The sequence below is a fragment of the Burkholderia sp. Bp9012 genome (assembly GCF_003853825.1).
Taxonomy (GTDB): Bacteria; Pseudomonadota; Gammaproteobacteria; order Burkholderiales; family Burkholderiaceae; genus Burkholderia; species Burkholderia diffusa.
On record NZ_QTQA01000010.1, the window covers coordinates 46196 to 69869 of the forward strand.

20 protein-coding genes are annotated in these 23674 nt (G+C 68.0%); 10 read left to right on the forward strand and 10 right to left on the reverse strand.

Features of this window, described 5'->3' with window-relative positions; genetic code table 11:
* Positions 1–88 precede the first annotated feature (88 nt).
* Entirely contained in the window at positions 89–1723 is a 1635-nt protein-coding gene (groL, locus tag DIE11_RS15395) for a chaperonin GroEL (protein ID WP_124625592.1), read from the forward strand.
* 207 nt (positions 1724–1930) lie between these two features.
* On the opposite strand, the gene DIE11_RS15400 is transcribed toward groL, so the two are convergent.
* Positions 1931–2578 carry a BON domain-containing protein gene (locus DIE11_RS15400; protein ID WP_124625594.1) on the reverse strand — a complete coding sequence of 216 codons (648 nt, stop codon included), beginning with the start codon at positions 2576–2578 and terminating at the stop codon, positions 1931–1933.
* A gap of 371 nt (positions 2579–2949) precedes the next feature.
* Between DIE11_RS15400 and DIE11_RS15405 the strand changes: the two genes are divergently transcribed.
* Complete coding sequence (locus tag DIE11_RS15405; RefSeq protein WP_059681016.1) at positions 2950–3300, forward strand: hypothetical protein; 351 nt, start codon at positions 2950–2952, stop codon at positions 3298–3300.
* 69 nt (positions 3301–3369) lie between these two features.
* Positions 3370–3741: an HPF/RaiA family ribosome-associated protein gene (locus tag DIE11_RS15410; RefSeq protein WP_124625202.1), complete on the forward strand. Its 372-nt coding sequence runs from the start codon at positions 3370–3372 to the stop codon at positions 3739–3741.
* Between the two features lie 204 nt (positions 3742–3945).
* Here the strand turns inward: DIE11_RS15410 and DIE11_RS15415 are convergent, their stop codons facing one another.
* Together DIE11_RS15415 and DIE11_RS15420 are read right to left on the reverse strand one after the other, a co-directional pair.
* Positions 3946–6321: an exo-beta-N-acetylmuramidase NamZ domain-containing protein gene (locus tag DIE11_RS15415; RefSeq protein ID WP_409364571.1), complete on the reverse strand. Its 2376-nt coding sequence runs from the start codon at positions 6319–6321 to the stop codon at positions 3946–3948.
* Between the two features lie 109 nt (positions 6322–6430).
* Positions 6431–6904 carry a carboxypeptidase regulatory-like domain-containing protein gene (locus tag DIE11_RS15420; RefSeq protein ID WP_124625208.1) on the reverse strand — a complete coding sequence of 158 codons (474 nt, stop codon included), beginning with the start codon at positions 6902–6904 and terminating at the stop codon, positions 6431–6433.
* A 442-nt stretch (positions 6905–7346) separates the two neighbouring features.
* Here DIE11_RS15420 and DIE11_RS15430 point away from each other — a divergent pair, with 442 nt between their 5' ends.
* Entirely contained in the window at positions 7347–7844 is a 498-nt protein-coding gene (locus DIE11_RS15430) for a lecithin retinol acyltransferase family protein (protein WP_124625596.1), read from the forward strand.
* Positions 7845–7888: 44 nt separating this feature from the next.
* On the opposite strand, the gene DIE11_RS15435 is transcribed toward DIE11_RS15430, so the two are convergent.
* The 4 genes from DIE11_RS15435 to DIE11_RS15450 all read right to left on the reverse strand — a co-directional run bounded on the left by DIE11_RS15435 (position 7889) and on the right by DIE11_RS15450 (position 11220).
* The gene (locus DIE11_RS15435; RefSeq protein WP_124625214.1) at positions 7889–8077 is read right to left on the reverse strand and encodes a hypothetical protein; all 189 of its coding nucleotides are present in this window, start codon (positions 8075–8077) and stop codon (positions 7889–7891) included.
* A 45-nt stretch (positions 8078–8122) separates the two neighbouring features.
* Entirely contained in the window at positions 8123–9379 is a 1257-nt protein-coding gene (locus DIE11_RS15440; protein WP_124625217.1) for a putative glycoside hydrolase, read from the reverse strand.
* Positions 9372–10166 carry a polysaccharide deacetylase family protein gene (locus tag DIE11_RS15445; RefSeq protein WP_124625220.1) on the reverse strand — a complete coding sequence of 265 codons (795 nt, stop codon included), beginning with the start codon at positions 10164–10166 and terminating at the stop codon, positions 9372–9374. Before DIE11_RS15445 ends, DIE11_RS15440 begins: the two co-directional genes overlap by 8 nt.
* A gap of 118 nt (positions 10167–10284) precedes the next feature.
* Positions 10285–11220, reverse strand: a complete 936-nt coding sequence (locus DIE11_RS15450; RefSeq protein WP_124625222.1) for a 1-phosphofructokinase family hexose kinase — start codon at positions 11218–11220, stop codon at positions 10285–10287.
* Positions 11221–11428: 208 nt separating this feature from the next.
* Here DIE11_RS15450 and DIE11_RS15455 point away from each other — a divergent pair, with 208 nt between their 5' ends.
* Positions 11429–13225, forward strand: coding sequence for an adenosylcobalamin-dependent ribonucleoside-diphosphate reductase (locus DIE11_RS15455; RefSeq protein WP_124625226.1), 1797 nt, complete (start codon positions 11429–11431; stop codon positions 13223–13225).
* Between the two features lie 53 nt (positions 13226–13278).
* Here DIE11_RS15455 and ftsH read toward each other — a convergent pair whose 3' ends face one another.
* Genes ftsH through DIE11_RS15470 form a run of 3 tightly spaced genes read right to left on the reverse strand, consistent with a single transcriptional unit; the run spans position 13279 to position 16416 of the window.
* Positions 13279–15186, reverse strand: a complete 1908-nt coding sequence (gene ftsH, locus DIE11_RS15460; protein WP_124625229.1) for an ATP-dependent zinc metalloprotease FtsH — start codon at positions 15184–15186, stop codon at positions 13279–13281.
* A 33-nt stretch (positions 15187–15219) separates the two neighbouring features.
* The gene (locus DIE11_RS15465) at positions 15220–15729 is read right to left on the reverse strand and encodes a BCAM0308 family protein (protein WP_124625232.1); all 510 of its coding nucleotides are present in this window, start codon (positions 15727–15729) and stop codon (positions 15220–15222) included.
* Between the two features lie 39 nt (positions 15730–15768).
* Positions 15769–16416 (reverse strand): BON domain-containing protein, encoded by a 648-nt coding sequence (locus DIE11_RS15470; protein ID WP_124625235.1) that lies wholly within the window; start codon positions 16414–16416, stop codon positions 15769–15771.
* Positions 16417–16705: 289 nt separating this feature from the next.
* Here DIE11_RS15470 and DIE11_RS15475 point away from each other — a divergent pair, with 289 nt between their 5' ends.
* The 5 genes from DIE11_RS15475 (at position 16706) to DIE11_RS15495 (ending at position 23626) form a co-directional block, all read left to right on the forward strand.
* Positions 16706–16894, forward strand: coding sequence for a DUF2964 family protein (locus DIE11_RS15475; RefSeq protein ID WP_059602737.1), 189 nt, complete (start codon positions 16706–16708; stop codon positions 16892–16894).
* 222 nt (positions 16895–17116) lie between these two features.
* Positions 17117–18610 (forward strand): efflux transporter outer membrane subunit, encoded by a 1494-nt coding sequence (locus DIE11_RS15480; RefSeq protein WP_124625240.1) that lies wholly within the window; start codon positions 17117–17119, stop codon positions 18608–18610.
* Positions 18607–19680, forward strand: coding sequence for an HlyD family secretion protein (locus tag DIE11_RS15485; RefSeq protein ID WP_124625243.1), 1074 nt, complete (start codon positions 18607–18609; stop codon positions 19678–19680). Before DIE11_RS15480 ends, DIE11_RS15485 begins: the two co-directional genes overlap by 4 nt.
* Positions 19677–22499, forward strand: coding sequence for a ribosome-associated ATPase/putative transporter RbbA (gene rbbA, locus DIE11_RS15490; RefSeq protein WP_124625246.1), 2823 nt, complete (start codon positions 19677–19679; stop codon positions 22497–22499). The genes DIE11_RS15485 and rbbA overlap by 4 nt, the downstream gene beginning before the upstream one ends.
* A gap of 2 nt (positions 22500–22501) precedes the next feature.
* Positions 22502–23626, forward strand: coding sequence for an ABC transporter permease (locus tag DIE11_RS15495; RefSeq protein WP_124625249.1), 1125 nt, complete (start codon positions 22502–22504; stop codon positions 23624–23626).
* Positions 23627–23674: the final 48 nt, after the last annotated feature.

Sequence of the window (23674 nt, forward strand, 5' to 3'; positions counted from 1 at the left end):
CGGCACGACGCGCCGGCAGGTGGAATATCCGTATCGGCGCCGGTCCCGAGACGCGTCGTGCCCGGCTTCGTCGCAGAGGAGGTGTATCGTGCCCGCAAAATCGCTTGTCTTTCACCAGGATGCTCGCCAACGGCTGCTCAAAGGCGTCAACGCGATTGCCGAGGCAGTCAAGATCACGCTCGGCCCGGGCGGCCGCAACGTGATCGTCGAGCGGACCGGCGCCGCGCCGCTGGTTGCGAACTCGGGCGTCGTCGTCGCCGGCGCTGTCGACCTGCCCGACCCGTTCGAGGAAATGGGCGCCCAGTTGTTGCGCGAAGTGGCGACCCGCACGAGCGAAGTCGCCGGCGACGGCACGACCACTGCCACCACCCTGGCACAGGCAATCGTTGCCGAAGGCATCAAGTGCGTCACTGCCGGGCACGATCCGATGGCGCTCAAGTGCGCGATCGAAGCGGCCGGCCGCGACGTGGTCGCCGAACTGCACCGCTTGTCGAAACCGTGCGCGAGCGCGGACGAGATGCGCCAGATCGCGACGATTTCCGCCAGCGGCGACAGCACGATCGGCGCGCTTGTCGCACAGGCCGTCGAGCGTGTGGGCAGGGACGGCGCGATCAGCATCGAGGACGGCACGAAGCTCGACGACGAGCTCGAGACGGTGGACGGCTCGCTGATCGATCGCGGTTATCTGTCGCCGCTGTTCGTCGATTCGGACAATCATCGCGTCGTCCTTGACGAGCCGCGCATCCTGCTCTGCGACATGAACATCAGCGCGATCGCACAACTGCTGCCGGTACTCGAGGCGCTCAGCAGTACCGGCAAGCCGCTTCTCGTCGTCGCGAACGAAGTGGAAGGCGAAGCGCTGGCGACCCTCGTCGTCAACCACCTGCGCGGCACGCTGAAATCGTGCGCGATCCGCTCGCCCGGATTCGGCGAGGCACGCACCGAGCAGCTCGCCGACCTCGCCGCGCTGACTGGCGCGACGGTCATTTCCGCTCAGGCCGGCCGGACACTCGAGCGCACGACGCTGGACGATCTCGGTGCCGCGCGGCGCGTCGAGATCACGCGCGAGACGACGACCGTCATCGCCGGGCGAGGCGAACGCCAGCACATCGACGACCGCGTCCAGGCGCTGCGTACACGCATCGCGGCGACACCGGCCGGATACGAGCGCGACGCGCTGACACGCCGGCTGACGAAACTCGCGGGCGGCGTCGCGGTGATTCGCGTCGGCGCCGCGACGGAAACCGCGCTGCGCGAGCGCAAGAATCGCTTCGAGGATGCGTTGCATGCGACGCGCGCCGCGATGGAGGAAGGCATTGTGCCGGGCGGTGGCGTCGCACTGCTGCGTGCACGGCGCGCGCTCGTAGGCAATGGCACATGCCTGACGGATGTGCAGCGCACCGGCGCGCGGATCGTGCACGACGCACTGGCGTCCCCGCTGCGTCAGATTGCCGAAAATGCCGGAGCGGACGCACAGGCCGTCGTACACGCGGTCGATGTCGCAACCGGAGCGTTCGGCTATGACGCGGCGACGGCGACATATGGGGACATGATTGCTGCCGGAATCGTCGACCCCGTCAAGGTCGCGCGTTCGGCGCTACAGAACGCGATCTCGGTCGCGTCGCTGCTGCTCACGACCGATTGCATGATCGCGCATCGCCCACGCACGGCCGCGTCACCGGGCGCCGCGCAATCGGGAAACTGGGGCGCCGAACTCGGCTGAGCCATGCGCGTGCCGCCGGTGGATCTCGTACGACTCGCCAGCGTGATAGGCGGAATTCATGTCGGCAGCGGAGCCTCAGGCGCCACCGCTGTCGCAGGGCTGTCAATCCCACCCTGGATGCCGGTGACAGGAAACATCGAGCCGGGTGTTGATTCAAGCCACGTATTGCGTCAGTGATACTGAATAATGATTCACGTATCCGTCAGGTCATCCAATCGTCAGATGATCGACAACTTCCCGCACGCCCTTGACCGACCATGCCGCACCGCACGCGGCGCGCTTCTCCGCCATCGAATCGACCGTGCCGGTCAGCGTGACGACACCGTTCGCCACCTCGATGGAGATCGCCGCACCTTTTCGCTGTGCACGGCGAGCCAACGCATCGGCAATCTCGACGCAGATGTCCTGCGCGGTATGGGCGGCGCGCACTTGAATGCGGTTCGCGACGCCGACGACGCCGGCCATCCGGCTCACCAGTGCCTCTGCCGCTTGACGCTGAAAACCCCACTCCACCTCGCCGTCGAGCGTCACGCGGCCATGGTCGACCTCGACGCGGATCGACTGGTCCTGCAACGCTTCCTGCCAGTCGAGCGCAGACATGATCCTGGCTTCCAGTTCCGCGTCCGAACGACTGGCTGCCGGCGCGGCGATTTCGAGTTCCAGCAGCAGCACACGCACGCCGCCGACGCGCTGGACCGCCTTCTGCGCCGCGAACTTCTGCGCCCAGCTCGAGACCATGCCCAGCAGCGTCACGGCACCGTCGCGCACCGTGACCTCGATCTGGCGCGCGTCGACAGCCGGATCCCGGGACAGTTCCTGTTCGACATCGTGTTTGAGTTTCGCGTCGGACTTCATGTCGGTCTCCTGTCGGATTGCAGGTTCAGCGGATCCGCTTTGCGTCGGTGGCACGATCGGAATTGCTCTCTTCCAGCCGATCACGGGGCGCTCATGTCGCCGATCGGTCGACCGATGCCGGTCGTAACCGCGTCAGGCTCGCGTTCACAATGAAGGGTGCCGTACGCACGCCGTTGATGTTGGTCAAACCTTGTCGTCCGCGTTACGCCCTGGCCTGAACACTCTGTCGATGAAATCGTCGCGTTTCCGCGGGCCGACGCGGTCTATGAAAGTCGCCGTTGATGCGTGTCAAGCGGCGGTCGCCCCTGAAGCCTAGGCTGAAAACGTGGACGACATCATCGTGACGTACGCGCTCAGGTTGGGAGGCAACCATGCAGACCGGACATCATTTCCTACCCGAGTTTCGGCATGCGACCTTGCCGACCTATTTCGTTTCCTACGTGTTTCCCCTGCTGCTGGCCGGATATGAGGTGTATCGGATCAGCTATTGGGTGAGCCGGCATGGCTGGAATTTTGCGCAACTGCCGCAGGCCGGCTACGAGTTCACGCTGATGCTGTTCGTATTTGCATTGCAGGTGATTCTCGACGGGTTGTTCTTCATTACGGCATGGTCAGGCAAGCATCCGGACGTCGGGCATCGGCTCGCGAACATGACGCTCGGTGTTCTGTGCTCGGCAGTGGTCATCGCGTTCGATGTCGCTCTTCAGATCGCCACGTTCTGAATCGGAATCTCTGGACCGCCGGCACGACGAGGCACGACCGGCATTCATCAACCATCAACGGATCAAGCAATGAAGCCACCTTACGAACTGGTATTTCAAGGCATGCCGCGCTCGGACGCGCTCGAGGCGGAAGCCGCTCGCCATGTATCCAAACTCGATCGATTCCGGCAGGACATCTCGCATTGCAGGGTCAATGTCGTGCTGGACGAGAAGCGCGATCATCAGGGGAAGCCGTTCAATATCCGGATCGAAATCACGATTCCCGGACATCAACTGGTATCCAGCAAAGAACACGACGAGGACGTCTACGTCGCGCTGCGCAATGCCTTCGGCAACGTCACGAGAATGCTCGAAGACACGGGACGCAAGCAGCGAGGCCGCGGCAAACGGCACGATGAACATCCGGCCGGTCCTGCCACGCAATCCGAGGCGCACGAATAGCGTGCAGTTGCGCGAGCGAGCGCCCGTGGACAGCCGCGCGACGCGCGCGCCGATCGGTGCCTGCCACGATGGTGCGCAGACGCTCCACCGCGAGTCCGACCGAAACGAGCGCCCGTTCCGGCATTCTGCCGCCCATTCTCCGCACATCGCGCCATGGCATGCGTCGCGCATGCCATGCACGTCCGCCGCCTGTTTGCCATCCGTTCAGTACAGCAGAAATGCGGCTCTCTCAGGCCCGAACGCCGCATCCTGCGCGACAACCACGCGCTCGATCTCGTCGAGCGACCGCCCCGCCTCCAGCATGTCCGCCACCTCGCGCGAACCGACCGATGCACGGATCGCATCGATCCGGAACCGCGCTGGATAACGCCGGTGCAGCGCCAGTGCGAGCGCCAGGCCGATCTCGCCCGGCCGCGCCGCGCCGGGCGGCCGTTCGATGCGCACCCCTTCGCATACCTTGCCGCGATACGGCCCCTCCGCAGGCACGAAGCGGACCGCCGAGAACGTCGCGTCCAGCCGCATCGCGCGAAGATCGCCCGCGAGGACGCGCCCGTCGATCCACGGCGCGCCAACCACGCCGAACGGTGTCTCTGTGCCGCGCCCGACACTGACCGCCGCTCCCTCGATGAGCCCCGTCTCCGGGTACAGCGACATCGCGGCGCCATCGCGCAGGTTCGGCGATGGAGGTACCCAGCCGAGCCCGGTATCGCCGAAGCGCATCGCGCGCGCGTAATTCGCCATCGGCACCACGGTCAGCGCCGCACCGATATGCAGGCGGTCATTGAACAGCCGCGCCAGTTCGCCGAGCGTCATGCCGGGCTGGAGCGGCAACGGGTAATAGCCGGTGAACGTGGCCGGCCCGGCATCGGCGACGGGGCCGCCGATCACATCGCCGCCCAGCGGGTCCGGGCGGTCGAGCACGAGCACCGGGCGATGCGCGGCGGCGGCGGCCTCGAGCGCGTAACCGAGGGTGGCCAGGTACGTGAAGAAGCGTACGCCTGCGTCCTGCAGGTCGAGCACCAGCACGTCGGCATCGGCGAGCAGTGCGGGCGCGATCCTGCGGCGATCGCCGTAGAGACTGTGAACGACCACACCGGTCGCGGCGTCGACCGTGTCGCCGAAGGTCTCGTCGACGTCGGTGCCGAGCCCGTGCTCGGGCGCGAACAGAGCGACGAGCCGCGCGCCCGGTGCCTGCGCGAGCAGGTCGACCGTGCGCCGGCCGAACCGGTCGAAGCCGCTGTGGTTCGTGACGAGCGCAATGCGCTTGCCTGCGACGGCCGCGAAGCCGCTCGCCGCGAGCACGTCGATGCCGGCCAGAACCGGCCCGCGCGATGCCGGCAACCGGGCGACCTTCACGAGCGCCGCCGCCATCGCGGGCACGCGCGTCGCGATCCACGACGACGTCACGGGCGCGACCTCGCTCGAGACGATGCCGAGCACGAGCGCGCGCAATGGCATGGCCGTGCCGGTTTCGTCGGGGTACAGCCGGCTCGTGAGCACGATCGCGAAGCGGCGCGTCACGGGATCGATCCACAGCGCCGTGCCCGTGTAGCCGAGGTGTTGCAGCGCGCCGACCGGCGGTAGCCGGTAGCGGTTCGCGACGAGCGGCGGCCCGACCGCCCAGCCGGGCGTGTGCAGGTCGCCTTCCGCGTCGAGCGTGGCCGGCGTCTCGAGCGCGGCCACGCTGCGTCGCGTCAGCACGCGCACCGGGCCGAGCGAACCGCCGTTCAGCAACATGCGCGCGAAGCGCGCCAGATCGTCCGCACTCGCGAACAGGCCCGCATTGCCGGCAACGCCACCCATCGCGGCCGCGATGGGATCGTGGACGCTTCCCCGGAGCAGACGGCCATCGCGAACGGTGGTGGGTGCCACGCGCGCGAACAGCGGCGCCGGTGGCCGGAATGCGGTGCTCGCCATCCCGAGCGGCGCGAACACATGCGCGGCGCACCACGCGTCGAGCGGCCGGTGCGACACACGCTCGACGATCTCGCCAAGCACCACGTAGTTGACGTCGCTGTAGCGCACCTGTGTGCCGGCCGGCGCGCCGGGTGTCATCGCGACGATGTCCGCCAGCACGGCGGCGCGGCTGCGCAGCGCCCGGGACGACACGCCGGCCGGCAGCCCCGATACATGCGCGAGCAACTGGCGGATCGTGATGCCGGCCTTGTCGTGCGCGCCGAACGCGGGCCAGTAGCGCGCGGCCGGCGCGTCGAGGCGCAGCATGCCGCGCTCCGCGAACTGCATGATCGCGACCGCCGTCGCCACCGGCTTGGTCAGCGACGCAAGATCGAAGACGGTATCGGCCGTCATCGCCTCGACGTGCTCGCCCGTCACGCGCAGGCCGCGCGCGACGCGCACCCGCACGCCGTTTGCGTCGCCCGTCACGACCACCGCGCCGGCAAGATGGCCATCGGCGATCTCGGCGGCGATCGCCTCGTCGATCGCGGCGGTCTGCTGCCGAGCCGCGGCCGTGTCGGATTCCGCGTGCGCACCGGCTGATGCAAGCATGAACAGCAGCGCGCCGGTCAGCGCGGCAGCACAGCGGGATCGTAGCGATCGAGCCTGTTCCACTGCATCCATTCCTTCGTGCCGAGCGCATCGGCGGAGTCGAGCTGCGTGCGGAGGCCCGCCACGTCGATGACGCGAGCGCCGCGCATTGCCGTCGCGCGGCTTCTGAGCGAACGCGCGGCTAGCGGGCCGGCTGCTCCTGCGATCCGGAACATTCGCCACACAGACGTATCGCGCCCTGTCGTTCGGGGTCGTGCCAGTAAAAGCGCACATCGACGGCGCCGCGCGCCGGTACGACGACGTGCCGGACTTCCTGAACGGCCCTGTCGTGCGCGGACACGGTATATCGCCCCGGCGGCACGCGCGCGAACAGGAACGGGCCCATCGTGCGTGCGTCGAGAATCGTCGACTTGCCGGACGACAGCGTGACATCGACATCGGAAAGATAATGGCCCCTCTTCGATGCGAACGTGATCCTCAGGTTGTAGCGAGGCGCGACATCGCGAAATGCAGTGACCTCGTCCTGGCCGATTCCGCCGGTGATATAAGCGACACCGTTGCGCACGATCGGCTCGGTCGACGTTTGAGCCAGCACGTTCGCACCGATGTTCAGCAGACAGGCTGCCAGCAGCATCTTCACGGTTCCGGTCCACATCTTCACTCTCCTGATTGAGCACGCATGGCTGCGATGCCGCCCGTCCGGTCGCGGAACGGGCTGCGTGCGGTGACGTCGCGCATTTGCGTCGACGACGATGTCAGCGTCGCGCGGAACGTCGATTTCCCGTTGACTCAAGTCAAGTGCGCGCCTGTCGAAGCCGAACGAGTAGTCATCGCGCCTCATCTGCTCGTGCGGCACGCCTGAAAACAGGGGGAGCGGGATGCTGACGGCGCAATCGTCCGTGACGGCTGTCAGCCGATATTGCATGCCCCGTCGGAAATTTCCGACACGGCGGCCCGATGTCGGACAGCAAGTTCAGGCCACGCTGATTGTCCCGTGCGGCTTCACTGTCAATACTGGAGACGTGACAGGACGCAATGTGTTTCGCGGCCGGCGCGTGACGCTTCCGCCCCGCCGCCGCAGGACCGAGGAGCTCGCGATGATCGATTCGACCGCAGCGCACGCCGACGACGCCACGCTGGATGGCGAACCGCCGGTCGGTGCCCACCTCGTGACCCGCCGCCCCGGCTATCTCCATCACGGGATCTACATCGGCGACGGCAACGTGATTCACTACGCGGGATGGTCACGCCATGCGAGCGTCGGACCGGTCGAGGTCGTCAGCCTGGACGGTTTCCGTGCCGGCTTCGGGTTCGCGGTCATTCGCCACGCGCGCACGCTGTACGACGGAACGGAAGCCGCGCGCCGCGCGGCCTCGCGCCTTGGCGAATGCCAATACCGGCTGCTCACGAACAACTGCGAGCATTTCTGCCTGTGGTGCCTGTTCGGTGTGGGGAGAAGCGAGCAGGTCGCGTCGTGTCTGCGCAACCCGGCGCACGGCATCGCGGTCGCCGTCATGCTGATGGCGTGCGTTCTGGCCGCGCGACTGCATCCGGCGATGGCCGGGCGCGAATGCCCGGCACGGTATTCGGCCTAGTATCGACGGCAGGGCCGTCGCTCAGTCATTCGTCGACTTGACCATCACCCGCGGCCCCGCAAGACGGCACGCGCACGCCCCCACCGTTTCGCCTGCGCGATCGCAATGCGGATCGCGCTGCCCTCGGTGCGCCCCTGCCGCAGCAGCGCGTTGGCAATCTCGATCGCCTTGCCGCGAACCGGCGGCGGCAGATTCCGCATCGAGGGCGGATAACGCTCGTCATTCCACGGCATGATCGATTCGACTCCTGCACGTTCGCGCCGGTCCGCACCTGCCGCTCAGCGCGGCAACGCGGCAGGATCGTAGCGATTGCGCGGATTCCACAGCATCCAGCCGTCCGTGCCCGCCGCATCGGCCGCATCGACCTGTGCGCGGATCTCGTCGGCATCGAACGGCCGGCGATCGAACGCATAGTCGCGAAACGCCTGGAGCCACGGCCGAAACCGGACACCGTCCAGTCCGGTCCGGCGCTTCGCCTCGGCCAGCGACCGTGCGACGATCTCGCCGGAATGTTCGGTGGGCTTCCGGCAGCCGGGCAAACCCCACGTAAAGCCTGATGGATAGAGCATCGGCGACACATAGTCGACGACCGGTCCGAGCGCATCGAGCCGCTGCCCGATCGAGGTGTCGTCGCTGTTCCAGCAGACGTACCCGAAAATGTCCGCCGACACGTAGAGGTTGTACGGACGCAGCCGTTCCCGCGCACCGATCAGGAATCCGGTGATCGCCGCGACCCGGTTGGCCTCGGTATTGGGCTCGGCGAACCGGAGGCCGTTGGCGTCGGGAAAACGCAGGTAGTCGAACTGGATTTCGTCGAAACCCATGCGGGCGGCCTCTTCCGCGACGTCGTAGTTGTGTTGCCAGGCCGCGCGCGACGTCGGGTCGATCCAGCGCTGATGCTCGCGGTCCTGCCAGATCTCGCCGGCTGCATCGCGCACGGCCCACTCGGGATGAGCGCGAGCCAGCGGGTCGTCCTTGAACACGACGATGCGGGCAATCAGGTAGAGACCGCGCGCGTGGAACGTCCGCAGCAGATCCGGCAGATCGGGCGGACGAACGATGGCACCGGCGACATTGCTCGCGGCACCGGAGATCTCACGCGCCAGGCTGCGATATGGCGTCACGCCGCTGTCGCCCTTCACGTCGATGACGAGCGCGTTGATCGCCGTCTTGTCCTGAAGGGACAGCGCCGCCTCGCGCAGCGTGCGGTCCGCGACGCCGTAAGCGGACAGATAGACGGCTTTCGGACGCATCGGGGTCATGCGGATCGTTTGTGCGCCCACGGCGGGTGCCAGTGTGACTTCGGTTCGCGCGTAGCCCGGCGCACGCACGCTCAGGCGTGTAACCGCCGCGTCGATCTCCAGTGAAAACGCGCCATCTCGATCCGCGGTACGGTTCGCGCCCGACGCATGGCCGATCGCGCCGGCCAGCGGGTGCCCGTTCGTCGCATCGACGACGGTGATCGTGACGGGCGCCGCGTGGGCGGCGAATCCGGCGAGCGACACGAGCAGACAGGCGATCAGGCGTTCAATCATGACTTCCCCCGGCGGTTCTCAGCAATCCGTTCATGCATCGTGTGTCGCAGGCGTCCGTCATCAGATATCGTGGCAGCGCCATTGCCCGGTCGGTGACGCGCACGGGGCGCGCATCGAGCGTGAATGCCGCGATGTAGCCCTGGCGAGCGGCCAACTGGTCGGTCTGCGCATCATGGACGCCGAACGGCCAAGCCAGCATCCGGATCGGCTGGCCGGTTTCGGACTCGAGCCGTTCGCGGGACCGGCTCAACTGGATCGACACGAAGCGCAGATAGTCGTCCGGCGTGAGTCGGGCGCGTTCGGTGCGGAAATTCGGATGCCAGTACGTGTGGGACTCGATGTCGAACCCGCCGGACTGCCCGAGCACGCGCAACTGGTCCCATGTCATCGCATAGCTGGCGTTGGAAATGGCCGAGGGATAGATGAACAGCGTGACCGGCACGGGATGTGCAGCCAGCAATGGGCGCAGCACGTCGTAGACGGAGCGATGGCCGTCGTCGACGGTGATCGCGACCGCTCGCGCCGGCACGGCATCGGCCTGGCCGCTGTGCCAGCGCACGACGTCGGCGAGCGGCACGATGCGGTAGCCGTTCGCCTCGATCGCCTGCAACTGGTGGCGGAACGTTTCGGTACGGACCGTCATCGAATCCAGTCGCGCGGTGGCGAACCGGTGGTAGACCAGGATCAGCACACGCTGGGATGGCGAATCGACGGTCGCGACGTCGGCGGACGAAACCGGCGGCACGCACGACAACAGGAGCAGGCAGGCGAGCAGGCGAAAGGCCATGGAAGATCTCGTGGAATGGCTGCCCCATTTTTCGCGATCGCGGCGCGAAAACCGCTGAGCCAGATCAACGATTGATCGTACGGGGACGCGATCGTGCTCGCGTCAGGCCACCTGGTCGTCAGCTTGCCTGCGCAACCAGTTCGGCATGAATCCGTTCGACGTCGTCGCGCGTGCACAGCGCCGTGCCCGGGTGCTCGACCGACGCAGCCGATGCCGCCAGCGCATAGCGGCACGCTTCGTCGAACGGCACGCCGCGCGCCAGCGCCCAGACCATGCCGCCGACGAAACTGTCGCCGGCGCCGACCGTGCTGCACACCGCAGCCGGCCTGCCGGGCAGGCGCAGCGCGCCGTCGCGCGTGACGACCCATGCGCCGCGCGCACCGAGCGTCAACGCGACGATGTCGGCTTGCCCGCGCGCCACGAGTTCGCTCGCCTTCCGGCATGCCGACGTGTCGTCGAGCGGTTCGCCGGCCAGCGCGCTCAGTTCGCCGAGACTGGGCTTCACGAGATGAACACCGGCCTCGAGGGCCGCTTGCAGCGCCCGGCCCGCCGCATCGACCACGACCCGGCTGCCCCTTGCCCGGGCCGTCCGCGCGAGCGTTGCATAGAGGTCGTCGGGCGCGCCGGGCGGCAAGCTGCCGCTCAGCACGAGATAGCGCGGCGCAGGTTGCATGGCGTCGATGCGGGCTGCGCAGTCGCGCCACTCGGCCTCTGTGACCAACGGCCCCGGCATCAGGAACCGGTATTCGCGCCCGGTCGCGGTCTCGGTCACGCAGACGTTCTCTCGCGTCTCGCCGGCGATCCTGATGCGCACGGCCGGCAGGCGCTCGGCTTCCAGCAGCAGCGTCAATACGTCGCCGGTCGGCCCGCCTGCCAGGTACAGCGCGACGCAGTCGCCCCCGAGGCGGTGAATGGTTCGGGCGACGTTGATCCCGCCGCCGCCGGGGTCACGCCGCGGGCGTGCGCAGCGCAGCTTGTGCGTATCGACGATGTGCTCGACGGACGTCGCGACATCGACGGCTGGATTCAAGGTAACGGTAACGATATCGGTCATGTGCGTGGTTCGCAGTCGATGGCTGGCGCGACGGCGCGGCGATTCGCGGCAACCGCCGCGTGCCGGCCGTGGCTCTACCTTACGTTCGACGCCGGTTAAGGCGTTGACCGCCGTCAAGCGATGTCGCGAAGGGACACGGTTGCGCTCGATCAACGACACGTTCGGGCAGGCTCCTACAGTGAGTCATTCATCGTCGCCGAGCCCCGTCATGGACGAGCAGCCGCTTTGCACCACCGTGTTCGCCGAACGCTACGCGCAGCCCGGCGAGACGTCCCGCGCGGCCGTTTTCCATCGCGTCGCCCGTGCACTGTCGCTCGCCGAGCCGGCCGAGCTCCGTGCACAGGTGGAGCGCGCGTTTTTCGTGAACCTGCAGCGTGGCGCGATCGGCGCGGGCCGCATCCTCGCGAATGCCGGCGCGCATACCGGCGGCACGATGATCAATTGCTTCGTCCATCCGCTCGCGATTCCGGCCGACACGCCCGTTCATGGCCTCGACGCAGCGCTCGCGCATGCACTCGACGACGCACGGGTCACGCTGGCGATGGGCGGCGGCATTGGCTACGACTTCTCGCCGGTACCGCCCGCCGACGCGTACGAACGGCACCTGTCATCCGGGCGCGGCGCATGCGCGGCGATTGACCGCTTCGATACGATGTGCCGGGCGCTGCCGTTTTCCGGCCCGCGCCGGGGCGCGCAAATGGGTGTGCTGCGCTGCGATCATCCGGACCTCGTCGCATTCGTCGCGGCCAAGCGCGGGCGCTCGCGCTGGCCGACGTTCAACCTGTCGGTCGGCGTCACGGACGCGTTCATGCAGGCGGTCCGGCACGACCTGCCATGGGCGCTCGTCCATCACGCACCGCCAGGCTACGTATCCGGCACACCGCCGCGGCGGCCGGACGGACGTTACCTTTACGCGACGGTTCAGGCCCGCACGCTCTGGCACGAGATCGTCAACGCCGCGCGCGACAGCGCCGAACCCGGGCTGCTGTTCCTCGACACGATCCGCGACGCGAATCCGCTGCGCGAGCACGAGCGGATCGACGCGACGAACCCGTGCGGCGAACAGCCGCTGCCGTCGTACGGCAGCTGTGTGCTCGGGCCGATCGACCTGTCGCGGTTCGTTCTACATCCGTTCGGTGTCGACAGGAAGCCGCGCTTCGACTTCGCGACACTCGCCGACGCGGTGCGCATCCAGGTCCGCATGCTCGACAACGTGCTCGACCTGACCGCGTGGCCGCTCGCCGCGCACGAGCACGAGGCGCGGCGGACACGGCGCATCGGGGTCGGCGTGACCGGGCTGGCCGACGCGCTGACGATGCTGCGGCTGCGCTACGACAGCGTGGAGGCACGCACGCTCGCACGCGGGATCGTGCTGACGATGCGCGAGCATGCGTTTGCCGCATCGGCCGCGCTTGCAGCCGAGCGCGGCGTGTTTCCGGCCTACGACCCGGCCGCCTATCTGACCGGTCCCGCATATCGCACGCTGTTGCCGCTGAAGGTGCATCACGCGATCGCGCGGCACGGGCTGCGCAACAGCCATCTGCTGTCGTTCGCGCCGGCCGGCAGCGTGAGCCTCGCGTTCTGCGACAACTGCTCGAACGGGATCGAGCCGGCCGTCGGCTGGACGCAGCGTCGCATGGTCCGCACCGCCGACGGGCAGGTCCGGTCGTTTCGTGCGGAGAATCACGCTTACCGGCTGTTCCGCGAGCTGCATGGCGAGAGCGTCAAGCTGCCGGGCTATTTCGTCACGGCCGCGGACATCGCGCCGGAGGATCATGTCGCGATGCTCGCGGCGCTGCAGCCGTGTGTCGACGCCGGCATCTCGAAGACCGTGACGATGCCCGGCCAGTGTTCGCTCGCGGAGGTCGACGCGTTGTTCTTCCAGGCGTGGCGCGACGGGCTCAAGGGCATCACGGTTTTCCGGCCCGATCCGCGGCTCGCGTCGGTCGTGACCGATGACGCGGCGCACGCGCGGCGCGACGGCCCTGTCTGCATCGGTTGTTGAACGATAACGATAGCCGACGGCAGGCGTCGGGCGCGATCGCGGCGGTCGTTCCTTCAGGCGGAGACGCCCGTGGTCGTTTCCGAGTCGGTTTCCGCCGGCCGGGGCATGTCGCCGGCATCGTCCGCCGGCGCGATGAGCGCCACCAGCATGTCGTGATCGATCGATTCGTGCTGCAGCAAGCTGCGCGCGATCCGTTCGAGCGCATCGCGCTGCTCGCCGAGCGTTACCGTGACCCGCGCATGCGCATCCTCGAGCAGCGCGCGCACCTCTTCGTCGATCAGTTGCGCCGTGTGCTCGCTGCAGTGACCGTCGCCCGGCGTCCACACGCCCGGCGCCGCGCCCTGGCGCGCGCCATCGTCGAGCGTCGCGAGGCCCACCTTCTCGCTCATTCCGTACTGCATCACCATGTGACGCGCCAGCGCGGTCGCCCGTTCGAGATCGTTCTGCGCGCCGGTCGACACGTCGCCGAATATGATCTCCTCGGCCACGCGTCCGCCGAGCAATACGTCGAGCCGGTCGAGCAATTCGCTCCTGCGCAGCACGTAGCGATCCTCGGTCGGTACCTGCTGTGTGTAACCTAGCGCCGCGATTCCGCGCGGGATGATCGACACCTTCTTCACCGGATCGCAGTGCGCGCGGCTTTGCGCGACGAGCGCATGCCCCGACTCGTGGTACGCGATGGTCCGCTTCTCCTGTTCGTTCATCACGCGGCTCTTGCGCTCCATGCCGGTCATCGCGCGATCGATGGCTTCGTCGAAATCGGCCATCCCGATCGCGGGCTTGCCCAGTTCGGCCGCACGCAACGCGGCTTCGTTGACGACGTTCGCGAGATCGGCGCCGACGAAGCCCGGCGTGCGCTGCGCCAGCTCGGCCAGGTCGACTTCCGGCGCGAGCTTCACGTGCTTCGTATGCACGGCCAGGATCTGCTTGCGCCCGGTCAGGTCCGGCCGGTCGATCGCGATGTGACGGTCGAAACGCCCGGGGCGCAGCAGCGCGGGATCCAGGATCTCCGGCCGGTTGGTCGCGGCCATGATGATGACGCCCGAATTGGCCCGAAAGCCGTCCATCTCGACGAGCAACTGGTTCAGCGTCTGCTCACGCTCGTCGTTGCCCGACATCAGGCCGACACCGCGCGCCTTGCCGAGCGCATCGAGCTCGTCGATGAACACGATGCACGGCGCGCTCTGCTGGGCCTGCTCGAAGAGATCGCGCACGCGCGCCGCGCCGACGCCGACGAACATCTCGACGAACGCCGAGCCGCTGATCGTGAAGAACGGCACCGCGGCCTCGCCGGCGACCGCACGGGCCAGCAGCGTCTTGCCGGTACCGGGCGCACCGACGATCAGCACGCCCTTCGGGATCTTGCCCCCGAGCCGCTGGTAGCGTTCGGGGTTGCGCAGGAACGCGACGATCTGCTGCAACTCGGCCTTCGCCTCGTCGATGCCCGCGATATCGTCGAACGTGATGCCGGTTTCCTTCTGCACGTACACGCGGGCGCGGCTTTTGCCCATGCCGCTCAGGTCCCTCATCCCGCCCGGCCTTCGCATCATGAAATTCCAGATCAGGACGAAGCCGATCAACGGGAAGATCCATGACGCGAGCGTCCCGATCCAGCCCGTATCCGTCGCGCCGCGGTAGCGAATCCCGGCAGTCGTCAGCGTGGCGACCAGGCCTTCGTCGCTCACCCGGTTCGTCGTGAAGCGCCACGGCGGGCCGGCTTCCTTCACCTCGGCCGCGTCGGACGCGGGCAGCGCGGCGCCGGCCGCCGGCATGCGGAGCGTGCCAGAGATCGACGATTGGCCGATCTCGAGATCGTCGACGAGCCGTGCGTCCACCAGGTGGTGAAAATCGCTGTAGGAAATCGACGTCGCCGCCGGCTGGCGCGCCAGCAGTTGAACCGCCACCAGCACGGCGAACGCGATCGGGATCAGCAGCCCGGAGTAGTCGAATGATTTTTTCATGGGATCGAACCTGACCGGTGGACTACCATCCGCTCACGCGTCGTCGCGCTTCCAGTGCGCTCGCAGCACGTCCTCGCCGTCGCGATAGTTGATCTTGAGATCGCCGTGGTGCGCATGCAGCAACGCTTCGCCGAGGCGCCGGACCATATGCACGCCCGTCGTTCGAACGATGAGCGAGTCGGCGGATTTCTCGATGTCCATGATGCGTTCGAGCGCGTGCTCGCTCGTCTCCAGATCGGCCTGACGCTCCAGCAACTCGAGAATCGTCGACCGGTGCGCGCGCAGATACTCGCCGTTCAACACCAGCTCGCCCGCTGGCACGTTTTCCCGCATGCGCTTGCAGGCCGGGCATTCGAGCTGGCGCCGGTCGAGCGTGGTCGCGGACCAGGTCCAGCGGCCCGCCTCGCAGACCGCGCCGCAGCCTTCGCAGATGTGGTCGCCTGTCGGCCGCTTCGGATCACGGTAACTGTCCTTCGTATGCGGCTGCATGCGCTTGTCGCGGCGCAGATGGTTTCGGCCGGGGCCGGTATGCGAACGGTTCATCGCTGTTTCTCCTGGTAGTAGACAGCACGTGCAAGCGGGTCAGGAAACGGTCAGCCGGTCGACGACCTGCCGGACCCCCTTCACCGACCCGGCCGCGCCGCATGCGGCGCGCTTTTCGGCCAGCGACGCGACCGTGCCCGTCAGCGTGACGATGCCGTCGGTTGCGTCGATCGAAATTCCCGCTGTTTCGCGCTGCGCACGACGCGCAAGCGCCTCGGCGATCCGGACGCCGACGTCCGGCACCGTATGGTCGGCGCGCACCCGGATGCGGTTCGCCACGCCGACGACGCCGATCATCCGGCTCACCATCGCTTCCGCTGCCCGGCTCTGATACGCATGATCGACTTCGCCGTCGAGCGTCACGCAGCCGTGATCGACCTCGACGCCGATCTTGTGATCGCGCAGCGCATCCTGCCATCCGAGCGCGAACGTGATTGCGATCGCCAGTTCCTGGTCCGCGCAGGCGTTCTCCGGCGGGTCGACATTCAGCTCGAGCACCAGCGCACGCGCATCGGCGATGTGCAGTGCCGTTTTCTGCGCCTCGAGCTTCTGGGCCCAGCTGTCGACCGTGCCGCGCAACGTCACGATCCGGTCGCGGACCTCGACGTCGATCCGGCGCGCATCGATCGCCGGATTCCAGAACAACGCCTGCTCGACATCCTGCTTGAGTACTGCATCGGACTTCATGTCGGTCTCCCGTCGGCCCGTGCCGGCCGCAAAGCTCGCGAGCGAATGCGTGCGACACCGTGTTCAGCATCGCCCACGGCCGCGCCGGCGGCTTGACGAGGATCAATCAAAGGCGGGCTGGCGGCAGAGTCTGGCGGGCAGGCGATGGCCGGTTTGCCCGTTGACGCAGATCAACCGCGCGACGAGGCGCGACGCGATCATGAATCCGCCGGCGTCGCGAAAACCGCAGCAACACGGACGTTTCGCATTCGTATGACCGTCGACGTCCACCGCTTTCCGGGAGACCGTCATGATCCACAAGCAGTACCGCATCATGCTCGCGACGCTCAGCGTGTTCATCGCGATTGCGTCGCTGGTCGGCATCGTTCACGGGATGCTGTTCGACGAGGAAGTGTTCAGGTACTCGATCGTCACGCTGATCTCCAGCATCCTCGCGTTCGTCGTGCTGCTCAATCTCAGGCCGGGCGACCGCCCGTGACGGGCACCGCGTGGTTCGGTCCGGCACGCCATCACGAAACCGGCCGAGGCACGCGGCGACCCGCGCGTCAAGCGAGGGGCCGCTCGAAACGCATTCCCGCCCAAGTGACACAGATCAAGGGGAAACCCGGCATTCGTCGGATATAAGTGAATCCGAATCGGCGACGCCTGGAGGGCTGCGCCATCCCGTATTCCTGCATTTTCGTATTCGACGAGGCATCCCATGCGCGCTGCCGCGCCTCCCGTTCGCTTTCATCCTGCCGCCGTGCGGCGCCTGCGTGCCATTGCGCTCGCGGCGGGCATGGGGCTGCTGTCGGGCTGCCTGTCGCTTGCGCCACCGGACGAGCGTCCGGTCGCGCCGATTCCCGCATCCTTTCCGGATCCTTCCGCCGACGCGACAGCGGCGGCGCCCGTGCCCGAGTGGCAGGCTTACTTCGTCGACGCGCGCCTGCGCGCGTTGATCGGGCAGGCGCTCGCAAACAACCGGGATCTGCGCGCGGCGGTTGCACGCGTCGAGCAGGCTCGCGCGGTCTACGGCATCCGCAGCGCGGATCAATGGCCGACGATCGGTGCGGGCGCGGCCTATGCACGGTTTCGCACGCCGGGCGGCTTCCTCTCCCCGGCGCCCGTCATCGGCCAGGTCTATGAAGTCCAGCTGGCCGAGACGCAATGGGAAATCGATTTCTGGGGCCGCGTGCGCAACCTGAAAGCAGCGGCGCTCCAGCGCTACCTCGCGAGTGATGCAGCCCGGCAGGCGGTGACGCTGAGCGTCGTCACCGGCGTAGCGGACGCGTATCTGACGCTGTGCGAGATCGACGAACGCATCGCGCTGACCCGCGCGACGATCGACACACGCCGCGAATCGCTGCGGATTTTCCGGCTCCGTCACGCGGCCGGCGCGATCTCGCGCCTCGACCTGACGCAATCGGAGATCCTGCTGCAGCAGGCGGAATCGCTCGGCGTCCAGTTGCAGCAAGCCCGCGCGGCGGCGGCCGATGCGCTGGCGTTGCTCGTCGGTGCGCCGCCCGCGCTGGCCGCCACGCCGCTCGCGCTGGACGACGGTGCGGTGCTGCCGTCGCTCGCCCCCGGCCTGCCTTCGTCGCTGCTGACCCGGCGTCCGGACGTGATCGCGGCGGAGCATGAACTCGAGGCGACCCGCGCGAACATCGGCGCGGCGCGTGCGGCATTCTTTCCGCGCATCGCATTGACGAGCGCGATCGGTTCGGGAAGCAGCGCGCTGCATGACCTGCTGTCGTCCGGAGCGGGCGTGTGGTCGGTGATTCCCAACGTCACGCTGCCGCTCGTCGACGGCGGCCGCAATCGGTCGAATCTCGCGCTCTCGCACGCGCAACGCGACGAGGCGCTCGCGCAATACGAGAAGACGCTCCAGCGCGCGTTCCGTGACGTGTCCGATGCGCTCGCGGCGCGCCACTGGCTGGCCGATCAGGTCGCCATCGAGCGCGCCACGCTGGCGTCGCAGGCCGAGCGGGCACGCCTCGCGAAGCTGCGCTACGACAGCGGGGCGACCCGCTTCCTCGAAGTGCTCGATGCGCAACGGGACCTGATGAACGCCGAGCAGCAACTGGTCATGACCCGTCGTGCGCTGCTCTCGAGCCGCGTCGCGCTGTACGGCGCGCTCGGCGGCGGCGTGATCGACACCGGCAAGACCGCCGCGGCAACGGCTCCCCTTTCGACAGACTCGGACAACACACCATGAAAACCATCCCGCGCCCTCTTCTGATCGGTGTCGGTGCGGCCGTGCTCGCGATCGGCCTCGCGTACTACGGGTGGACGCGCTGGCGCGACGGCCAGACGGATGCGGGGCTCGTCAGCGGCAACGGCCGCATCGAGGCGACCGAAATCGACGTCGCGACCAAGCTGCCGGGGCGCGTCACCGCCATGCTCGTCGACGAAGGCGACTTCGTGACGGCCGGCCAGCCGCTCGCCCGCATGGACGTCGTCGTGCTGCAGGCGCAGCTCGACGAGGCACGGGCGCGGGAGCAACAGGCCGTGAACACCGCGGCGAGCGTCGACGCGCAGGTCGCGCAGCGCCGCAGCGACAAGGCCGCGGCCGCGGCCGTCGTCGTGCAGCGGGAAAGCGAGCTGGACGCGGCCTCGCGGCGGCTCGCGCGGTCCGAAACGCTGTCGCGCGACGGGGCGTCATCGATGCAGGAACTGGACGACGATCGCGCGCGCGCCGGCAGCCTGCGCGCGACGGTGAACGCCGCACGCGCCCAGGTGGAAGCGGCCCAGGCCGCTGTCGACGCAACCCGGGCCCAGCTCGTCGCGGCGCGCTCGGCCGTGACGGCCGCGCAGGCGACCGTGGCGCGCGTGCAGGCCGACATCTCGGACAGCGAACTGACGTCGCCGCGCGACGGGCGCGTCCAGTACCGGATTGCCGAGTCGGGCGAAGTCCTGCCGGCAGGCGGCAAGGTGCTCAACGTCGTCGACCTGTCCGACGTCTACATGACGTTCTTCCTGCCCGAAGCGGTCGTCGGCCGGGTCCCGCTCGGCGCCGACGTGCGGATCGTGCTCGATGCGGCACCGGAATACGTGATTCCCGCACGCGTGTCCTATGTGTCGAGCACCGCGCAGTTCACCCCGAAGACGGTCGAGACGGCCACCGAGCGGCAGAAGCTGATGTTCCGGGTCAAGGCGCGCATCGATCGCGATCTGTTGCAGCGCCACCTGAAACTCGTGAAGACCGGGTTGCCGGGCGTCGCGTGGCTGAAGACCGATCCGCACGCGGGCTGGCCGGATCGCCTCGCGATCAGGGTGCCGCAATGAATGCGACGACGCCCGTCGAGACGGATGCAGGATCGATCGACGGTTCGCCGGTGTCGGCCGAGCCGCGCATGGTCGCCCGGCTGTCCGGCGTCTCGCTGCGCTACGGCGACAAGTACGCGCTCGACGACGTGACCCTCGACATCCCCGCCGGCTGCATGATCGGGCTGATCGGGCCGGACGGCGTCGGCAAGTCGAGCCTGCTCGCGCTCGTGTCCGGCGCGCGCGCGATCCAGCAGGGCCGCGTATGGACGCTCGACGGCGACCTGTCGTCGCGCCGTCATCGCGCACGCGTATGCCGGCGCATCGCCTACATGCCGCAAGGCCTCGGCCGGAACCTGTACGCGACGCTGTCGGTCGAGGAAAACCTGCAGTTCTTCGCGAGACTGTTCGGCCACGATGCCGCGGAGCGCCGCCGCCGGATCGACGCGCTGACACGCAGCACCGGCCTGCAGCCGTTCCTGGATCGCCCGGCCGGCAAGCTGTCCGGCGGCATGAAGCAGAAACTCGGCCTGTGCTGCGCGTTGATCCATGATCCCGACCTGCTGATCCTGGACGAACCGACGACCGGCGTCGATCCGCTGTCGCGCGCGCAGTTCTGGGAGCTGATCGGACGCATTCGCGCCGCCCGCCCGGCGATGAGCGTGCTGGTCGCCACCGCGTACATGGACGAGGCTCGACGTTTTGACCGGCTGATCGCGATGGACGCGGGCCGCGTGCTGGCAACCGGCAGCCCCGGCGAGCTGCTCGAACGCACCGGTTGCGACACGCTGGAAGCCGCGTTCATCGCGTTGCTGCCGGAGGCCCGCCGGCGCGGACACCAGCCGGTCGTGATCGAGCCGTTCCAGCCCGATCAGGCGGCCGGCTACGCGATCGAGGCCGACGCGCTGACGATGCGGTTCGGCGATTTCGTCGCGGTCGACCACGTGAGCCTGCAGATCCGCCGCGGCGAAATCTTCGGCTTTCTCGGCTCCAACGGCTGCGGCAAGTCGACGACCATGAAGATGCTCACCGGCCTGCTGCCCGCGTCTGAAGGTACGGCGACGCTGTTCGGCCGGCCGATCACCGCGAACGACATCGACACGCGCAGGCGCGTCGGCTACATGTCGCAAGGGTTTTCGCTCTATGGCGAACTGACCGTCCGGCAAAACCTCGTGCTGCACGCGCGCCTGTTCGGCGTACCGGAACCGGATGTGCCCGCACGCGTGACCGAAATGATCGCGCGCTTCGGGCTCACGGACGCACTCGACGCGCTGCCCGAGCGCCTGCCGCTCGGGATGCGGCAGCGGCTGTCCCTCGCGGTGGCGATGGTGCACAAGCCCGAGCTGCTGATCCTGGACGAGCCGACGTCGGGCGTGGACCCGGTCGCGCGAGACGACTTCTGGCGGCTGATGATCGAGCTCGCGCGCAACGATCGCGTCACCATCTTCATTTCGACGCACTTCATGAACGAGGCCGCGCGGTGCGACCGCATCTCGCTGATGCATGCGGGCCGCGTGCTCGCGAGCGCCGCGCCCGAGGAACTGGTGCGCCTGCGCGGCGCGGCCACGCTCGAGGACGCGTTCATCGGCTACCTGAGCGACGCGCAGAAAGCGGATGGCGCGGGCGCTTCGGACGGCACGACGGCCGATGCGCCGTCCGACGCCGGCTGGCTCGCCGCGCCGCCCGCCGCGGCCGGCGCCGGCCATGCGGCCGCATGGTTCAGCCCGGCGCGCGCCGGCAGCTATCTGTGGCGCGAAGTGCTGGAACTGAGACGCGACCCGTTGCGCGCGACGCTGGCGCTGTTCGGCTCGCTCGTGCTGATGTGCGTGATCAGCATCGGGATCAGTCTCGACGTCGACAACCTGACGTTCGCGGTGCTCGACCGCGATCAGTCGATCCTGAGCCAGGACTATGCGCAGAATCTCGCCGGTTCCCGCTATTTCGTGCCGCGCGCACCGCTCGCGGACGACCGCGACATCGAGCGCCGCATGCGCAACGGCCAGCTGTCGCTCGCGCTCGAGATCCCGCCCGGTTTCGCGCGCGACGTCGCGCGGGGCCGCCGCGTGGAGATCGGCGCATGGGTCGATGGCGCGATGCCGATGCGCGCGGAGACGATCCGCGGCTACGTGGCCGGCATGCACGAAAACTGGCTGCGCGACCAGGCGAAGCGCCGGCTCGGCGTGTCGCTCGTCCCCGCCGTGGACATCGCGATCCGCTATCGCTACAACCCCGACGTCAAGAGCCTGCCGGCGATGATTCCGGCGATCATGCCGATGCTGCTGCTGATGCTGCCCGCGATGCTGACCGCGCTCGCCGTCGTGCGGGAACGCGAGCTCGGGTCGATCGTCAACCTGTACGTGACCCCCGTCACGCGGGCCGAATTCCTGCTCGGCAAGCAGGCGCCGTACGTCATGCTGGCCATGTTGAACTTCCTGCTGATGGTCGTGCTGGCCGACGTCGTGTTCGGCGTGCGGATCAAGGGCAGTTTCGCGACGCTGGCGGCCGCGGTGCTGATATTCAACGTCGTGGCCACCGGCATCGGGCTGTTCGCGTCGACGTTCACCCGCAGCCAGATCGCCGCGATCTTCATGACGATCGTCGGCACGCTGATTCCCGTCGTGCAGTTTTCGGGCCTGCTCACGCCGCTGTCATCGCTCGAGGGCAGCGGCAAGTGGATCGGCACCGTCTATCCGGCCACCTACATGCTCGCGATCAGCCGCGGCGTCTACAACAAGGCGCTCGGGCTGGCCGACCTGTCGTCCCAGTTCTGGCCGATGCTCGCGGCCGTGCCGGTCATCCTGGTCATGACCGGCGTGCTGCTGCGCAAGCAGGAGCGCTGACCATGTCCCGCCTGCTCGTCGTTTTCCGGCTCGGGGTCAAGGAACTGTGGAGCCTCGCTCGCGACCCGATCCTGCTCGCGCTCATCGTCTATACGTTCAGCGCGTCGATCTACGTCGCCGCCACCGCCCGCCCGGAAACGCTGCACAAGGTGCCGATCGCGATCGTCGACGAGGATGCGTCGCCGCTGTCGGCGCGCATCGCGGCGGCGTTCTTCCCGCCGCAATTCGCACCGCCGCCGATCGTCGACGCCGGCGCGGCCGATCGCGGGCTGGACAACGGCGACTACACATTCTCGCTCGACATTCCGCCCGACTTCCAGCGCGACGTGCTCGCCGGCCGCCACGCGACGGTCCAGCTCAACGTCGATGCGACCCGCATGACGCAGGCGTTCACCGGCGGCGGTTACGTCCAGCAGATCGTGGCGGGCGAGATCGATGCCTTCGTGCGGCGCCATCGCGGCACGTCCTTGCCGCCCGTCGATCTCGCGATGCGGATGCGCTTCAACCCGAATCTCGACGAAGTCTGGTTCGGCGCGCTGATGGAGCTGATCAACAACGTGACGATGCTGTCGATGATCCTCACCGGGGCCGCGCTGATTCGCGAGCGCGAGCACGGCACGATCGAGCATCTGCTCGTCATGCCGGTGACCGCGGCGGAAATCATGCTCGCGAAGGTCTGGTCGATGGGGCTCGTCGTCGCGACGGCGGCAGTCGCGTCGCTGACGCTCGTCGTGGGCGGCGCGCTACACGTGCCGATTCCCGGGTCGGTGCCGCTGTTCGTGGCCGGCATGGCGTTGCACCTGTTCGCGACCACGTCGATGGGGATCTTTCTCGCGACGCTCGTGCGCAGCATGCCGCAGTTCGGCATGCTGCTCGTCCTCGTGCTGCTGCCGCTGCAACTGCTGTCGGGCGGACTGACGCCGCGCGAAAGCATGCCGCCCGTCGTGCAGGACATCATGCTGGCCGCGCCGACCACCCATTTCGTCGAGCTCGCGCAGCGCATCCTGTATCGCGGCGCCGGGCTCGATGCGGTGTGGACCCAGTTTGCCGCGCTGTTCGCGATCGGCTGCGTGCTGTTCCTGCTGTCGCTCACGCGATTCCGCAAGACGATTGGTCAGATGACTTGATCGACGCGTCGCGCCCGTGACACCGGAATTTGTCCGTTGATACAGATC

Excerpts from the sequence above, each read along its gene's own strand:
- DIE11_RS15400 (WP_124625594.1), bottom strand. The coding sequence starts at position 2,578 with ATGAAGTCCGACGCGAAACTCAAACACGATGTCGAACAGGAACTGTCC.
- DIE11_RS15405 (WP_059681016.1), top strand. The coding sequence starts at position 2,950 with ATGCAGACCGGACATCATTTCCTACCCGAGTTTCGGCATGCGACCTTG.
- DIE11_RS15410 (WP_124625202.1), top strand. The coding sequence starts at position 3,370 with ATGAAGCCACCTTACGAACTGGTATTTCAAGGCATGCCGCGCTCGGAC.
- DIE11_RS15415 (WP_409364571.1), bottom strand. The coding sequence starts at position 6,321 with ATGGATGCAGTGGAACAGGCTCGATCGCTACGATCCCGCTGTGCTGCC.
- DIE11_RS15420 (WP_124625208.1), bottom strand. The coding sequence starts at position 6,904 with ATGTGGACCGGAACCGTGAAGATGCTGCTGGCAGCCTGTCTGCTGAAC.
- DIE11_RS15430 (WP_124625596.1), top strand. The coding sequence starts at position 7,347 with ATGATCGATTCGACCGCAGCGCACGCCGACGACGCCACGCTGGATGGC.
- DIE11_RS15435 (WP_124625214.1), bottom strand. The coding sequence starts at position 8,077 with ATGCCGTGGAATGACGAGCGTTATCCGCCCTCGATGCGGAATCTGCCG.
- DIE11_RS15440 (WP_124625217.1), bottom strand. The coding sequence starts at position 9,379 with ATGATTGAACGCCTGATCGCCTGTCTGCTCGTGTCGCTCGCCGGATTC.
- DIE11_RS15445 (WP_124625220.1), bottom strand. The coding sequence starts at position 10,166 with ATGGCCTTTCGCCTGCTCGCCTGCCTGCTCCTGTTGTCGTGCGTGCCG.
- DIE11_RS15450 (WP_124625222.1), bottom strand. The coding sequence starts at position 11,220 with ATGACCGATATCGTTACCGTTACCTTGAATCCAGCCGTCGATGTCGCG.
- DIE11_RS15455 (WP_124625226.1), top strand. The coding sequence starts at position 11,429 with ATGGACGAGCAGCCGCTTTGCACCACCGTGTTCGCCGAACGCTACGCG.
- ftsH (WP_124625229.1), bottom strand. The coding sequence starts at position 15,186 with ATGAAAAAATCATTCGACTACTCCGGGCTGCTGATCCCGATCGCGTTC.
- DIE11_RS15465 (WP_124625232.1), bottom strand. The coding sequence starts at position 15,729 with ATGAACCGTTCGCATACCGGCCCCGGCCGAAACCATCTGCGCCGCGAC.
- DIE11_RS15470 (WP_124625235.1), bottom strand. The coding sequence starts at position 16,416 with ATGAAGTCCGATGCAGTACTCAAGCAGGATGTCGAGCAGGCGTTGTTC.
- DIE11_RS15475 (WP_059602737.1), top strand. The coding sequence starts at position 16,706 with ATGATCCACAAGCAGTACCGCATCATGCTCGCGACGCTCAGCGTGTTC.
- DIE11_RS15480 (WP_124625240.1), top strand. The coding sequence starts at position 17,117 with ATGCGCGCTGCCGCGCCTCCCGTTCGCTTTCATCCTGCCGCCGTGCGG.
- DIE11_RS15485 (WP_124625243.1), top strand. The coding sequence starts at position 18,607 with ATGAAAACCATCCCGCGCCCTCTTCTGATCGGTGTCGGTGCGGCCGTG.
- rbbA (WP_124625246.1), top strand. The coding sequence starts at position 19,677 with ATGAATGCGACGACGCCCGTCGAGACGGATGCAGGATCGATCGACGGT.
- DIE11_RS15495 (WP_124625249.1), top strand. The coding sequence starts at position 22,502 with ATGTCCCGCCTGCTCGTCGTTTTCCGGCTCGGGGTCAAGGAACTGTGG.